The organism is Butyrivibrio sp. XBB1001 (assembly GCF_000424505.1).
Taxonomy (GTDB): Bacteria; Bacillota; Clostridia; order Lachnospirales; family Lachnospiraceae; genus Butyrivibrio.
In genome coordinates, this window is the sequence record NZ_AUKA01000009.1 from 79,145 (window position 1) to 94,225 (window position 15,081).

Genomic DNA, 15,081 nt, shown 5'->3' on the forward strand with positions numbered 1-15,081 from the left:
TAGATTTATCAGAAAGTAGGAAAGAATATGAGTAATTCAAAGGGTAGATTTGGTGTTCATGGCGGACAATACATTCCAGAAACACTGATGAATGCAGTAATTGAACTGGAGGAAGCATATAATCATTACAAAAATGATTCTGAGTTTAACAGAGAACTCACAGGGCTTTTGAATGAATATGCAGGTCGTCCTTCTCGTCTTTATTATGCAGAGAAAATGACTAAGGATCTTGGTGGTGCCAAGATTTATCTAAAGAGAGAGGATTTGAACCACACTGGTGCCCATAAGATCAACAATGTTCTCGGTCAGGCTCTTTTAGCCAAAAAGATGGGTAAGACAAGGCTTATAGCTGAGACAGGTGCTGGACAACATGGTGTTGCAACTGCTACAGCAGCAGCTCTTATGGGAATGGAATGTGTTGTCTTCATGGGAGAAGAGGATACTAAAAGGCAGGCTCTTAATGTTTACAAAATGAAGCTTTTAGGAGCAGAAGTTATTCCAGTAACTTCCGGAACAGCGACTCTAAAGGACGCTGTATCTGAGGCTATGAGAGAGTGGACTTCCAGAATTGATGACACTCATTACTGCCTTGGCTCTGTTATGGGGCCTCACCCTTTCCCTACTATTGTTCGTGATTTCCAGGCTGTTATATCCAAGGAAATTAAAGAGCAGATGCTTGAGAAAGAAGGTCGTCTTCCCGATGCTGTAATAGCCTGCGTTGGTGGTGGTTCAAATGCAATTGGTACTTTCTACAATTTTATTGAAGATAAATCTGTGGCACTAATTGGGTGCGAAGCTGCAGGACGAGGCATAGATACTTTTGAAACAGCAGCTACTATCAATACTGGTCGTCTTGGAATATTCCATGGAATGAAATCCTACTTCTGTCAGGATAAGTACGGTCAGATTGCTCCTGTTTATTCTATTTCTGCAGGCCTTGATTATCCTGGAATAGGGCCAGAGCATGCATATCTGCACGACATTCATAGGGCTGAATACGTGGCAATAACTGATGATGAGGCCGTTAATGCTTTTGAATATCTTTCCAGAACTGAAGGTATCATACCTGCAATTGAGTCATCACATGCTCTTGCACATGCAATGAAGATTGCTCCAACAATGGATAAGGACAAGATTATTGTTGTGACCATCTCAGGAAGAGGAGATAAGGATTGTGCAGCAATTGCAAGATATCGTGGTGAAAATATTTCAGAGTAATCAAATCTTTATATATAAACAATTCGTATGCTAATTGAATTTAACAGGAGAACGTTATGAGTAATATAAAAAAAGCTTTTGAAAATGGTAAGGCCTTCATCGCTTTTATAACCTGCGGTGATCCAGATCTAAATACAACAAAAGAAGCCGTAAAAGCAGCCGTAAAAGGCGGTGCTGATCTTATAGAACTTGGTATCCCTTTTTCTGATCCAACAGCAGAAGGCCCAGTAATCCAGGGTGCTAATCTAAGGGCATTAAAAGGTGGCATAACTACTGATAAGATCTTTGATTTTGTAGTTGATCTTAGAAAAGAAGTCTCTGTTCCTATGGTATTTATGACTTATGCAAATGTTGTTTATTCCTATGGTTCAGAGGATTTTATAAAAAAGTGCAACGAGATAGGCATAGATGGGCTTATTCTTCCAGATCTTCCATTTGAAGAAAAAGAGGAATTTGAAGATATCTGCAATAAATATGATGTTGATCTGGTCTCACTTATTGCGCCAACTTCTGCAAATCGTATTGCTATGATTGCAAAGGAAGCAAAAGGTTTTATCTACGTTGTTTCAAGCCTTGGGGTAACTGGTACAAGAAGCTCAATTACAACAGATCTTGATTCCATCGTAAAAGTCATTCGCGAAAATACAGATGTTCCCTGCGCTATAGGCTTTGGAATCTCAACTCCAGAACAGGCTTCTAAAATGTCCTCTATATCAGACGGTGCAATTGTAGGTTCCGCAATCATAAAACTTCTTGAAAAACATGGAAAATCAGCACCTTCCTACATAGAAGATTATGTCAAATCTATGAAAACGGCTATGTAATGTAAAAATCCCTCCCTTTTGTAATCCAAAAGAGAGGGATTTTTATATTACTGCATCTGTTTTATTCTCTGCAAGTTCTCATCTGTTTCTTTTAACATCTCGCGAAGAGATAAATCTTCATCATATCCAAACTCGCAAATAGAATACTGAAGGTGATTTATGTATCTGTTGGTGTCAGATAAAAGCTTGGCATTCTGTGTAGACATTTCCTGTCTAAAGCTCTCTGCCTTGCCTTCTTCATCAGTAATCTCTAATACTGCAAATTCATTGCCGCGAATTCTGCCATATATGCATTCTTCAAATACGCTTTCAAGAATATCTGCCACTTTTTTGACAGCTCTGTCACCTTCTTCATGACCATACATATCGTTGATTCTCTTAAGAGATTCCATATGTATATAGGCTACTATAGCGTACTTGCCTGGTTTGAAGTTATCCTTTAAAAGATCATATGCCTTTCCAAAGAATCCTCGCCTATTAAGTCCTCCTGTAAGATAGTCCTGATCCCCAATATGATCAAGAACGGAATCATCTCTGGCAAGTTCTTCTTGTACTTCATACAGCTCTTCATTAGTTTTCTTTAGCTCTTTTTCAAGATAGGATATTCTTGAAACTCCAGTTACAACGCTGAGCAAACTCTCAAAATAATAGTCTGTAAGCATATTAGCAGTAAATTCTGTTATAAAAAGACCTAGTTGATATTCACCTACAAATAAAGGTCCAGCAATATATATACCAGGCTTTCCCCTTGATATACTTTCTATTATCTTGTTTGTTTCTGTAACTCTTTCATTTGGTTCAAACTCTGTTAATATGCCATTTACAAGCCTGGTTTTACAACTTATTTTTTCAGGCTTTTCCCACCAGTATTTAACAGAATTTCTAATCTTCTTGTCATAAAGAAGTACTGAACAGCCCTTTATTCCTTCTTTCAGGAGAATATCAGAAAAAATATCATAAGATTTTTCTGAAGGATATTTTCTATGGAGGAGAGCATAGCTTACTTTTGAAAGAACACTAAGCGCATCCGATGCCTCTTTTTCCACAAAGTTAAAAGCCTTCACATTTTCAGGTGCTGGAAGCTTTTTATTCTGTACATAATAAATTGCATCACATATTGCTTCGTAGCCTAACTGTTCATGCTGATCATGGTCTGTCTCAACACAGTTAACTGAATCAAAGCCTTCCTGCTCAGTTAAAGTGAGCATTGGTATGTCACCAAACTTTTTTAGGAATGACTCTTTTTTTAAGATTGGAGCATTTCTACCGATCCTGTCTATATCTATTATCAGGACATCAAAAGCAAAATCCGTTGCATAGTCATAAATAGCAGAGTGCTGATACTCGTACGGATTGTCTTTTTCATTTTCTGGTATCAGGTACTTGCCTGGCATTATGCAGAGAATTGCCTTTTTATCTCTGGCTGCCTGGCTAGCACCTATACATATTTTCTTAACTTCCTGATCTTCTAATTCTGATATTAACAGTCCGATATTCATAGGCCCCTCATCCCTTGAAATCAAAATACTGTATTACTCTTCGTCGTCATCCTGTACTGTTTCTGTTTTTTCGTCTACTTCTTCTGGAACATCATCGATATTATCTATATCGTGATCTCCATCAGAAATCTTTTCACGTACCTTGGCAATCTGAGCTACAGTAACTCCCTTATCAAGATTGATCATCTTAACACCTGAAGTTACACGGCCGTGGATAGTTATTTCATCCATGCGAAGCTGTATAATAGTGCCTGCATTTGTGATCATCATGATCTCGTTATCATCATTAACAGCCTTAACACCGATTACATTACCAGTCTTCTCAGTGATCTTATAGCACTTTACTCCCTTACCACCTCTAAACTGGCTATGGAATTCATCAAGAGTTGTTCTCTTTCCGTAACCTTTTTCGGAGACGATAAGAAGTGAATCACCCTGTGTATTGAGCTGCATTCCAACAATTTCATCTGTGTCATCCAGCATCATACCACGCACACCTATTGAAGATCTCCCTGTTGAACGAACATCCTCTTCATCAAAGTGGATACACATACCATTCTTGGTTACAAGGAATACTTCTGCATTCTTGGTTACTGTCTTAACTTCGATAAGTTCATCATCATCACGAAGACTGATAGCTGCAAGACCTGTCTTTCTTACATTTGAGAAGTCTGTGATAGGAGTCTTCTTAACAGTACCTTTCTTGGTTACCATAAATAAGCTCTTATCCTCGTCCTCAAAGCCCTTTACAGGAATCATAGCTGATATCTTTTCACCTGGGGCAAGCTGAAGGAGGTTAACAATTGCCATACCTCTTGATGTTCTGGATGCCTCAGGAATCTGATATGCCTTGAGTCTGTATACTCTACCTGTGTTAGTAAAGAACATGACGTAATTATGAGTCGTTGTCATGAGGATATCTTCTACAAAGTCATTGTCAATTGTACTAATTCCCTTGATTCCCTTACCACCACGGTTCTGTGACTTAAAATTATCAATTGACATTCTCTTGATATATCCAAGATTTGTCATGGCTATTACTGTATTAACATTAGGGATAAGATCCTCTGTATCAATATCTGAATCATCTTGACCAATCTGAGACTTTCTGTCATCGCCATATTTAGCAGCAATTTCTGTAATCTCTGTTCTGATAACGCCAAGAAGAACCTTTCTATCTGCAAGAATAGCTTTTAATTCCTCGATTCTCTTTAAGAGTTCTGCGTGCTCCTGCTCAAGCTTGTCTCTTTCCAAGCCTGTGAGAGTACGAAGCCTCATATCTACAATAGCCTGCGCCTGAACATCAGTAAGACCAAATCTTCCCATCAACTGTTCTTTTGCAAGAGCTACAGTTTCACTACCTCTAATGATCTTGATTACTTCATCGATATTATCAAGAGCGATTAGTAATCCCTCTAAGATATGATTTCTTTCTTCTGCCTTGTTAAGATCATACTTGGTTCTTCTTGTTACTACTTCTTCCTGATGCTTGATGTAGTACTTGAGCATCTCTGTTATACTAAGAACCTTAGGCTCATTATTAACAAGAGCAAGCATGATGATACCGAAGGAGTCCTGCATCTGTGTATGCTTGTACAGCTTATTAAGCATGATGTTAGGATTTACATCATTACGGAGCTCAATAACAACTCGCATACCTTCTCTATCTGATTCATCTCGAAGAGCAGTGATTCCATCAAGCTTTTTAAGCTTAACAAGTTCAGCAATCTTAGAAATCATGTTAGCTTTGTTTACAAGATATGGAAGCTCTGTTACAACGATTCTGTTCTTGCCATTCTGCATAGGCTCTATATTTGTAACAGCTCTTACAATAACCTTACCACGGCCTGTTCTATAGGCTTCCTCAGCTCCTCTTGTACCAAGAATGATACCACCAGTAGGGAAATCAGGAGCCTTGATGATTTCAAGGATTTCTTCAATCTCAGTCTCTCTATCTTCAAGAACTCTGTTATCAATCATCTTAACAACAGCATTTACAACTTCTCTAAGATTATGAGGAGGAATGTTAGTAGCCATACCAACCGCAATACCTGTAGTACCGTTAACCAATAGGTTAGGGTATCTACTTGGAAGGATAGAAGGCTCTTTTTCTGTCTCATCAAAGTTTGGTACAAAGTCTACTGTATCCTTGTTGATGTCGGCAATCATTTCCATTGAGATTTTGGTAAGTCTTGCCTCTGTATATCGCATAGCAGCAGCGCCATCACCGTCAACGGAACCAAAATTTCCGTGTCCGTCAACAAGGCAGTATCTCATGGACCATGGCTGAGCCATATTTACCAATGCGCCATAAATAGAGCTATCACCGTGCGGATGATATTTACCCATTGTATCACCTACGATACGAGCACACTTACGATGTGGCTTATCAGGACCATTGTTCAGTTCAATCATAGAGTAAAGAATTCTTCTCTGAACAGGCTTAAGACCATCCCTTACATCCGGAAGAGCACGAGATGCAATAACACTCATAGCGTAGTCAATATAATCTGACTCCATGGTCTTTTGGAGATCAACCTCTTTAATTCTGTCAGTGGTTGTTTTATCAAAAACGTCATCTGGCATTTCGTTGTTGATATTATTATTATCTGCCATTATCTTTTCCTTTTTTCTTCATGATGCTTTGTGAGCCACCATTTATTTTTTATTACTGTTTGCCTTTTTATCAGAATATATCAATATTCTTAACAAACTTTGCATTCTTCTCTATAAATTCTCTTCTAGGTTCTACCTTGTCACCCATGAGAGTAGTAAATGTTACATCAATATCTGATGATGATTCCTCATCCATGTTTACTCTCAAAAGAACTCGTCTCTCAGGATCCATAGTTGTTTCCCAGAGCTGTTCTGGATCCATCTCACCAAGTCCCTTATAACGCTGGATCTTGTTGTTCTGATCACGTCCAACATCTGTAAGGATCTTATCTAGTTCTTCGTCTGAGTATGCATACCAGACCTTTTTATTTTTCTCAAGCTTATAAAGTGGTGGCTGGGCAAGATAAACATGTCCCTGCTTGATAAGCTCAGGCATAAATCTATAAAGGAATGTGAGCATAAGTGTAGAAATATGCGCACCATCAACATCGGCATCGGTCATGATAATGATTTTGTCATATCTTAGCTTGCTGATATCAAAATCATCATGGATACCTGTTCCAAATGCTGTGATCATAGCTTTGATCTCAGCATTTCCGTATATTCTGTCTACTCTGGCTTTTTCTACATTCAGAATCTTACCACGAAGTGGAAGAATAGCCTGTGTAGCACGGCTTCTTGCTGTCTTAGCAGATCCACCGGCAGAATCTCCCTCAACTATGAAGATTTCACAGTTCTTAGGATCTTTATCTGAGCAATCTGCAAGTTTTCCTGGAAGTCCCATTCCATCAAGAGCTGACTTACGTCTTGTAAGATCTCTTGCCTTTCTTGCAGCATCTCTTGCTCTCTGAGCAAGAATTGCCTTTTCAAGAATCTGCTTGGCAACATTAGGATTCTGCTCAAGATAATATGTTAGCTGTTCACCAACTATACTAGCTACGGCACCTCTTGCCTCAGAGTTTCCAAGCTTTTGCTTGGTCTGTCCTTCAAACTGAGGGTCCTCAATCTTTACAGAAATGATTGCTGTAAGACCTTCTCTGATATCTTCACCAGTGAGGTTTTCCTCGTTGTCTTTTAACATCTTGTTAGCTCTGGCATAGTCATTGAATGTCTTGGTAAGAGCAGCCTTAAATCCCTCAAGGTGTGTACCACCTTCAGGAGTATTAATGTTATTAACAAATGTATAGATACTCTCGTTGTAAGAATCATTATGCTGGAAAGATACTTCTACCTGAACATTGTTCTTATTTCCTTCAAAGTACATGATTTCATCATAGAGAGATGTCTTACTCTTATTCAGGTACTGAACGAACTCCTTGATACCGCCTTCGTAGTGGAAGGTCTGTTCAATAGGTTCCTCACCTTCCTCTACACGCATATCTGTAAGTGTTATCTTCAGTCCCTTTGTAAGGAACGCCATTTCACGAAGTCTCTGTTTGAGAATGTTGTATTCAAAAACAGTTGTTTCTCTGAAAATCTCAGCATCTGGCTTAAAGTATACTCTTGTACCTGTTACTGATTCTGGAGCTGTGCCAACTTCCTTAAGAGGGTAGCATACTTTACCTCTTTCGTATCTCTGCTGATAAACCTTACCACCTCTTGTAACCTGTACTTCAAGCCACTCAGAAAGAGCATTAACTACAGATGCACCAACTCCGTGCAATCCACCAGAAACCTTGTATCCTCCACCGCCAAACTTTCCGCCAGCGTGAAGAATAGTAAATACAACTTCTACACCAGTAAGTCCTGATTTATGATTGACATCTACAGGTATTCCACGACCATTATCCTGAACAATAATTGTATTGTCTTCGTTGATAGTTACTTCGATGTGATCACAAAATCCTGCAAGCGCCTCGTCAACTGAGTTATCAACTATCTCGTATACGAGATGATGAAGACCTCTGCTGGCAGTAGTACCAATGTACATACCTGGTCTTTTTCTTACAGCCTCAAGTCCCTCAAGAATCTGGATTTGATCGGCACCATAGTTTACTGCTTCTTCGCTCATTGTTTGCTCCATTTCTTTTTATTTCTAAATTCCTGGCAATTATCAGTATTTCTACTAATTCTCGCTACTTACTGTTCCTTCTGTAACCTTGAACAGCTTATCTATTTCAAATCTGTTATTAACAAATTCATCAAGTCCAGTACATGTAATTATAGTCTGTATATCTCCGATGGTATTTAAGAGATAATTCTGTCTGTTACTATCAAGCTCAGACAATACATCATCGAGAAGTAGTACTGGATTTTCCTTCTTGGCTTTTTTTACTATCTCAATCTCAGAAAGTTTGAGTGAGAGAGAAGCAGTTCTCTGCTGTCCCTGTGAACCGTACTTTCTGATGTCTATTCCATCTCCGTATCCTTCTGATTCTGCATTTTTCTTTTGTATCACAAAAGAAAAATCATCCTTGTGAGGACCTGTTGTGGTCTGCTTGGCATACATATCTTTTTGCCTTGCACTTTTTAATTTTCTTTCAAATTCATCAGCACTGACATTTGGCTCATAATAAACTGACAGGAGTTCTTTCTGTCCTGTTAACTTTTCATGTATAGGTCTTATTATTTCATTAAGATCTCTGATGAATTTTTCTCTTGTCTTGATAATGACAGATCCATATTCGCATAATTGCTTATCCTGAACATCAAGTAAAACGTTATTTTCAGGGTGCTCATACAAATCTTTAAGAACTTTGTTACGCTCTACAACAAGTTTGTTGTATTTTGAAAGACTATTAAGATATATCTGATCCAACTGACATAGCTCCATATCCATGAATCTACGCCTTTCTGAAGGACCATTTTTTATGATACTAAGATCTTCAGGCGAGAAAAAAACTACATTGAGCATTCCAATCAGGTCTGATGCCCTTTTTATCTTTTGTCCGTCTATTGCAATTCCCTTGGATTTACTGCTGCGAAGATGCATATCTACGCGATATTCTGCATTATCCTTTTCAAGAATTGTCCTGACATGAGCTTCTTCTTTTCCAAACTTTATTATTTCTTTGTCTTTGCTACCTTTATGCGATTTGGTAGTAGCCGAAACAAATATAGCCTCAAGAATGTTAGTCTTACCTTGGGCATTATCTCCATAAAGTATGTTTGTACCGCTGCTGAAATCAATCTTTAGATTTTCATAATTCCTAAAATCAGCTAGTTCAAGTGATTTGATTATCATTTCTCAACTTTAACCTGTGTGCCATCATACTCAAAAATGTCACCATCATATAGTTTACGGCCACGTCTTTCTTCTATTTCTCCGTTAACCTTAACTAGTCCGGCTTGGATGTCATTCTTGGCATCCACTCCAGACCCCTCAAGTCCTGCCTTTTTAAGGGCCTGACCAAGTTTTATAAAATCATCATTTTCACGTAATTTGATTATTTCCATTACAAAATCCTTATATCTTATTTATGCCTTGAAACCTGTATTAGTCTACAGTTGTGAAGTTTACAGGAAGAACAAGGTAAATATATGTTGATTCCTTGTCTCTTATAAAGCATGGAGCCTTAGGATTAACAAGATAAATATCAACTATCTCATCCTCAATTACTCTGAGGGCATCAATAAGAAACTTAGGATTGAAGCCAATCATAAGATCCTTACCCTGTTTATCTATTTCAATTTCTTCATCCATGCTACCAATTGCTGAATTGATCTTAAGTTCGATATTCGAATCTGTAACAGAGATTATAACAGGCTTTTTATCACCCTCTTTAACAAGAAGAGTAGCACGATCAATACACTCTAGAAACTCTTTCCTGTTGATACTGATCTTTGTCTCATAATCACTAGAGAGCATCTGATCAATACTAAAGTATTCGCCCTCTATAAGTCTTGAAACAACAGTAGTATTATCAAACTCAAATAAAACATGTTTGTCTGTAAAATATATATTTACTATTTTCTCGATACTATCTCCAAGAATTTTACTTATTTCACCAAGTGTCTTACCTGGAACAATAACTTTCTTGTATGGATAGTTGCCATTAAGCTTAACTTTTCTGATAGAAATTCTATGTCCATCAAGAGAAACAAGCTTAAGATTCTCGCCATCTACTTCAAATAATTCGCCAGCCATCATCTTATTGGCATCATTCTCAGCAATAGAGAAGATAGTCTGCTGTATAACGTTTCTAAGCGTGTACTGTGAAACAGATACTCCATCAATCTTTTCAATAGATGGAAGATAAGTAAAGTCATCACCCTTCCTACCGATAAGATTGAATTTGGCTCTTTCACAACTAATAGTTACCTTATTGCTGCTATCAGATTCAATTGTTACTGCATTATCTGGAAGCTTTCTTACAATATCTACAAAGATCTTGGCATCTATAGCAATATAACCTCTCTCGACTATATCACCTTCTACTATAGTCTGAATACCAAGTTCCATATCGTTGGCAATAAATTTGATGACTCCTTCAGTTGCATCTACTAATATACACTCGAGAATGGACATTGTTGTTTTAGAAGGAACTGCTTTTGATACAATCTGTAATCCACTAACGAGGTTGGATTTAGAACAAACGAATTTCATTTAACCACATACTCCCTTCGCTGGCTAAAGTATAAAATTAATATTAATTAATAATAAAAACATTAATAATAGCTGTTGATAAGTGTAAAACCTATTCTATTATACAATTTATGCGGCTTTTTTACAAATTTTTGATTGTTGAAAACAAAAAAATTGATGTTGAAAATTAAAAAGTTATAAACAAGCCAAATTTTGACAAATAAGCTATAAAAAACTTAATCCACCTTAAATCACAATTAATCCCCAGCTAAATCACAAGTTATCAAGAAAGTTATCCACAATTGTGTATAACTTTTTAGTTTTTGTGAATTACCTATTATAAAGAAGGGTTTATTTTTTTCATTATTATATCCAGGTTTTTATTAAGCTCTTCATCGAAAGTCATCTGTTTCTTAATTTTGTTGATACCACTCATTACTGTAGTGTGATCTTTTTTACCAAGAAGCTTACCTATTTCCTCTAGTGAAGCATCTGTGTGTTCTCTGCAAAGATACATTATAACCTGTCTTGGAAGAACTATTTCTGAGTTTCTTCTCTTGGAGAAAATATCTTCCTTCTTGGATCCATACTGCTCACATACTGTATCAATAATAAGCTGTGGTGTAATAACCTTAGATTTATCTGGATAGATGATATCTTTAAGAGCTTCCATTGCGTTCTCAAGAGTAATATCTACATTATTAAGTCTTGAGTAGGCGATTATCTTATTGTATGCTCCTTCGAGCTCTCTGATATTTGATTTAATATTAGTAGCAATATAGTTGATAACTTCATCATCTATATGCTTGCCATAGTTTTCAGCATTTTTACGAAGAATTGCCATCCTTGTCTCATAGTCAGGTGACTGAATATCTGCTATAAGACCCATTTCGAATCTGGATCTGAATCTCTCTTCCAGGGTTTCCATTTCTTTTGGTGGTTTATCTGAAGAAAGAATAATTTGTTTTCCTGCTTGATGAAGCTCATTGAAAGTATGGAAGAATTCTTCCTGAGTTGACTCTTTTCCTATAATAAACTGAACATCATCGACCATGAGAACGTCTACTGTTCTATATTTCTCACGAAGCTTGGACATACTCTCTGCCTTACCACTTCTGATTGATTCAATAACTTCATTTGTAAACTGCTCAGAAGTTACATACAGAACCTTGGCCTGGTGATTATGTTCCATAACAAAGTGACCTATTGAGTGCATAAGGTGTGTCTTTCCAAGACCTGGTCCTCCATAAAGGAAAAGAGGATTGTAAGAAATTCCTGGAGACTCAGCAACAGCAAGAGCAGCTGAGTGAGCAAACTTGTTATTACTACCTACAACAAAAGTATCAAATCTATATTTTGGATTAAGATTTGAATGATCAATGTTAGAATTGCCTGAATACTGGCCTTGCTCATTGTCTGTATTTTTATTTTCATGAGTTTCTTCATTATTAATAATATCTTTATTAAGTATAAAAGATATTTCTACCATTTCTTCTAAGAACTCGGATACTGTTACTTTGAAAAAGTCCATATAGTTCTTACTGATATACTGAAGAGCCACAGGATTATCCTGTGGAATAAGAATCATTACAGTATTATTCTCTATTTTATATACTGTAAGAGGTTCAATCCATGTTCTATAAGAGATATCAGTTATACCTGACTCTATTCTTATATTTTTTTTGATTTCATCCCAATTGGATTTTAGTTTATTTGTGATTTCTACTGATGATTGCATGAAAAAACTCCCAACAAAGCATAATTTTAGACTTTAACTATTTTATATTATTCCGGTTTAAATATCAAACCACATAGGTTAAGTTGTGGGAAAGTGGAAAACACAATTTTTTAGGTATAAAAACACCCAATAAAAAATGCGGTGTGGAAAAAGTCCTGTTTTTCCACTATTAATAATCTACAGTCACAAAGCGCATAAAATGGCCATTCTCATTAATTTATCAACCATTAATTAACTGGGTTATCCACAAAAATTTAAAAAAATGTGGATAAATTTGTAGGTAAAATATTAATCAACATGTTATCCACAAAATCAACATTTTGATGTGGAAAACTTTTTTCAGCACCACATATTGTTGAAAATTAATTGAAAATTTTTTTTACTATTTTGTAACGTAATTTAGGGGAGTTTATGGCTTGACTGTCGTGTTTTTATTTATTATAATTATAAAGATTTTTTCCACACATGGATGCAATCATTAATCATTTAAATGGAACTAGATGTTTTATTTGGGTGGTTACGTACTTTAAATTTGAGATTTTCTAGTTTGAATAAGAAGGAGGTGTTTCCATATGAAGATGACATTCCAGCCTCATAAGCTCCAGAGAGCCAGAGTACACGGCTTCAGAGCAAGAATGGCTACTAAGGGCGGCAGAAAAGTTCTTGCTGCTAGAAGAGCAAAGGGAAGAAAGAGATTATCAGCATGATTTAAAGGCCGCAGTTAATGTGGCCTTTTTTCTTCAAAAAATTAAGGGATAATAAAAATGCTTTTTTCAGAATCAATGAAAAAAACAACTGATTTCCGTAATGTTTATGAGAATGGCAAGAGTTATGCTAATAAATTTATTGTTCTATATGTGTGGGAAAATGGCCGTTCAGACAATAAACTTGGGATTTCATGTAGTAAAAAAATAGGGAACAGTGTTGTAAGGCACAGATTTGCAAGACTTGTTCGAGAATCATACCGACTACAGGAAAGTGTATTCAATAGTGGTTTGGATATGGTAGTCGTAGCCAGGGCCTGTGCGAGAGATGCCAGCTTTTTTGATATTCAGGATTCTCTTTTGTACCTGGCAGGTAAGGCCCGCATAAAGAAAAATGGCGGTATTCAATGAAAAAAATACTTATCTTTTTAATTAAATTTTATAGAAAGTATTTGTCTCCATTAAAGAGAACAAAATGTCCATATATTCCAACCTGTTCGGAGTATGGACTAGAAGCAATAGAAAAGTACGGAGCAATCAAAGGGGGACTTTTGGCTGTTTGGAGGATATTAAGATGTAATCCTTTTTCAAGCGGTGGTTATGATCCTGTTCCGTGAACTTTCAGAGGAGGTATAATTTGTTAGGAGTTTTGTTAACCAAGGATAACGGTAAGATCGTTGGTCCAGTAGCGTGGCTGCTTGGTCACGTAATGAATGGTATATTTAATGTACTTAATGCTATTGGAATACCAAACATTGGTCTTGCTATTATCATTTTTACTATTGTTATTTATTTATGTCTTCTTCCACTTACTTATAAACAGCAGAAGTTTTCTAAGCTTCAGGCTAAGATGAGTCCTGAACTCAAGGCTATTCAGGAGAAGTATAAAGGAAAAAAAGATAATGATTCTATGCTTGCTATGCAGGCTGAAACCAAGGAACTTTATGCCAAGTATGGTGTATCTCAGACTGGTAGCTGCCTTCAGCTTATCATTCAGATGCCTATTCTTTTTGCTCTTTATAGAGTAATCAGCAATGTTCCAGCTTACGTTACTATAGTTAGAAATGCTTTTTATCCTCTTGTTGAGGAACTTAGACTTGCAGATGGAGCTGCTGATTTCATTTCAACTTTGAAGAGTGCTGCTTCATTTTCAAGTAGATTTTCAAATGAACAGTTTACTTCTGGTAATGTAGAATTTATTGAGAATACTTACATTGATATTCTTAATAAGACTTCAACATCTGATTGGGCAAGTATTTCTGAGCATTTTACAAGTCTTTCATCTTCTGTAGATAAGACTCATACAGCTCTTAATGCATTTAACTCATTTCTTGGTCTTAACATAGCAGACAGTCCTATGTATATGATCCAGACTGCATTTGCTAATAGAAATTTCCTTCTTTTCTTTGGAGGAGTTATAGTTCCTGTTCTTGCTGCATTTACTCAGTGGGTTAACACTAAGTTAATGCCTCAGAATGTAGATCCTAATGCCAAGATTGATCCTAATGATCCAGCTGCTCAGATGCAGCAGTCTATGAAGACTATGAATATTATGATGCCTTTGATGTCTGCATTCTTCTGTTTGAGTCTTCCTGCAGGTATGGGTGTTTACTGGATTGCTGGTGCTGTTATTAGATCAATTCAGCAGATCGTGATCAATAAGCATATCGATAAGACTGATATTGATGCTGAGATTGCCAAGAATACTGAGAAATACAAAAAGAAAATGGAGAAAATGAAATCTTCTCCTCAGATGAATATGTATGCAAATATGTCTACCAGAAATATCACTAATGTAGCTAAGAGTGCTTCTACAGAGGTTTCTGGTGACGTTGAGGCTAAGGTTGCCAATTCAAGGAAGGTTTACGAGAATAATAAGATTCGTAAGGATTCTCTTCTTGCTAAGGCTAACATGGTAAAAGATTATAACGAAAACTATAATAAAGATTGATGAGGG

At 36.7% G+C, this 15,081-nt stretch carries 13 protein-coding genes; 6 read left to right on the forward strand and 7 right to left on the reverse strand.

Annotation, left to right across the window (positions count from 1 at the left end; all coding sequences use genetic code 11):
* Positions 1-27 precede the first annotated feature (27 nt).
* On the forward strand, positions 28-1,218 hold the full coding sequence (gene trpB, locus G631_RS0109625) for a tryptophan synthase subunit beta (RefSeq protein WP_026489257.1): 1,191 nt from the start codon (positions 28-30) through the stop codon (positions 1,216-1,218).
* A gap of 56 nt (positions 1,219-1,274) precedes the next feature.
* Complete coding sequence (gene trpA, locus G631_RS0109630; RefSeq protein ID WP_026489258.1) at positions 1,275-2,042, forward strand: tryptophan synthase subunit alpha; 768 nt, start codon at positions 1,275-1,277, stop codon at positions 2,040-2,042.
* Between the two features lie 47 nt (positions 2,043-2,089).
* Here trpA and G631_RS0109635 read toward each other — a convergent pair whose 3' ends face one another.
* From G631_RS0109635 to dnaA, 7 genes are all read right to left on the reverse strand, one after another.
* Positions 2,090-3,541, reverse strand: a complete 1,452-nt coding sequence (locus G631_RS0109635; protein ID WP_026489259.1) for a GGDEF domain-containing protein — start codon at positions 3,539-3,541, stop codon at positions 2,090-2,092.
* Between the two features lie 33 nt (positions 3,542-3,574).
* Positions 3,575-6,127: a DNA gyrase subunit A gene (gene gyrA, locus G631_RS0109640; protein ID WP_035789629.1), complete on the reverse strand. Its 2,553-nt coding sequence runs from the start codon at positions 6,125-6,127 to the stop codon at positions 3,575-3,577.
* A gap of 100 nt (positions 6,128-6,227) precedes the next feature.
* A complete protein-coding gene (gene gyrB, locus G631_RS0109645) occupies positions 6,228-8,168 on the reverse strand; it encodes a DNA topoisomerase (ATP-hydrolyzing) subunit B (RefSeq protein ID WP_026489261.1) in 1,941 nt (646 codons plus the stop codon).
* A gap of 54 nt (positions 8,169-8,222) precedes the next feature.
* A complete protein-coding gene (recF, locus tag G631_RS0109650) occupies positions 8,223-9,341 on the reverse strand; it encodes a DNA replication/repair protein RecF (protein ID WP_026489262.1) in 1,119 nt (372 codons plus the stop codon).
* Positions 9,338-9,553, reverse strand: coding sequence for an RNA-binding S4 domain-containing protein (locus G631_RS0109655; protein WP_026489263.1), 216 nt, complete (start codon positions 9,551-9,553; stop codon positions 9,338-9,340). The genes recF and G631_RS0109655 overlap by 4 nt, the downstream gene beginning before the upstream one ends.
* 40 nt (positions 9,554-9,593) lie before the next feature.
* The gene (gene dnaN / locus G631_RS0109660) at positions 9,594-10,703 is read right to left on the reverse strand and encodes a DNA polymerase III subunit beta (RefSeq protein WP_026489264.1); all 1,110 of its coding nucleotides are present in this window, start codon (positions 10,701-10,703) and stop codon (positions 9,594-9,596) included.
* A gap of 316 nt (positions 10,704-11,019) precedes the next feature.
* Complete coding sequence (dnaA, locus tag G631_RS0109665; RefSeq protein ID WP_026489265.1) at positions 11,020-12,420, reverse strand: chromosomal replication initiator protein DnaA; 1,401 nt, start codon at positions 12,418-12,420, stop codon at positions 11,020-11,022.
* A gap of 572 nt (positions 12,421-12,992) precedes the next feature.
* Here dnaA and rpmH point away from each other — a divergent pair.
* The 4 genes from rpmH to G631_RS0109685 are packed head-to-tail and all read left to right on the forward strand — an operon-like array spanning position 12,993 to position 15,075.
* Positions 12,993-13,127, forward strand: coding sequence for a 50S ribosomal protein L34 (rpmH, locus tag G631_RS0109670; protein WP_013282343.1), 135 nt, complete (start codon positions 12,993-12,995; stop codon positions 13,125-13,127).
* A gap of 57 nt (positions 13,128-13,184) precedes the next feature.
* On the forward strand, positions 13,185-13,535 hold the full coding sequence (gene rnpA, locus G631_RS0109675) for a ribonuclease P protein component (RefSeq protein ID WP_026489266.1): 351 nt from the start codon (positions 13,185-13,187) through the stop codon (positions 13,533-13,535).
* Entirely contained in the window at positions 13,532-13,741 is a 210-nt protein-coding gene (gene yidD, locus G631_RS0109680; protein ID WP_026489267.1) for a membrane protein insertion efficiency factor YidD, read from the forward strand. The genes rnpA and yidD overlap by 4 nt, the downstream gene beginning before the upstream one ends.
* Before the next feature lie 20 nt (positions 13,742-13,761).
* The gene (locus tag G631_RS0109685; RefSeq protein ID WP_026489268.1) at positions 13,762-15,075 is read left to right on the forward strand and encodes a YidC/Oxa1 family membrane protein insertase; all 1,314 of its coding nucleotides are present in this window, start codon (positions 13,762-13,764) and stop codon (positions 15,073-15,075) included.
* The last annotated feature ends 6 nt before the right edge of the window (positions 15,076-15,081 follow it).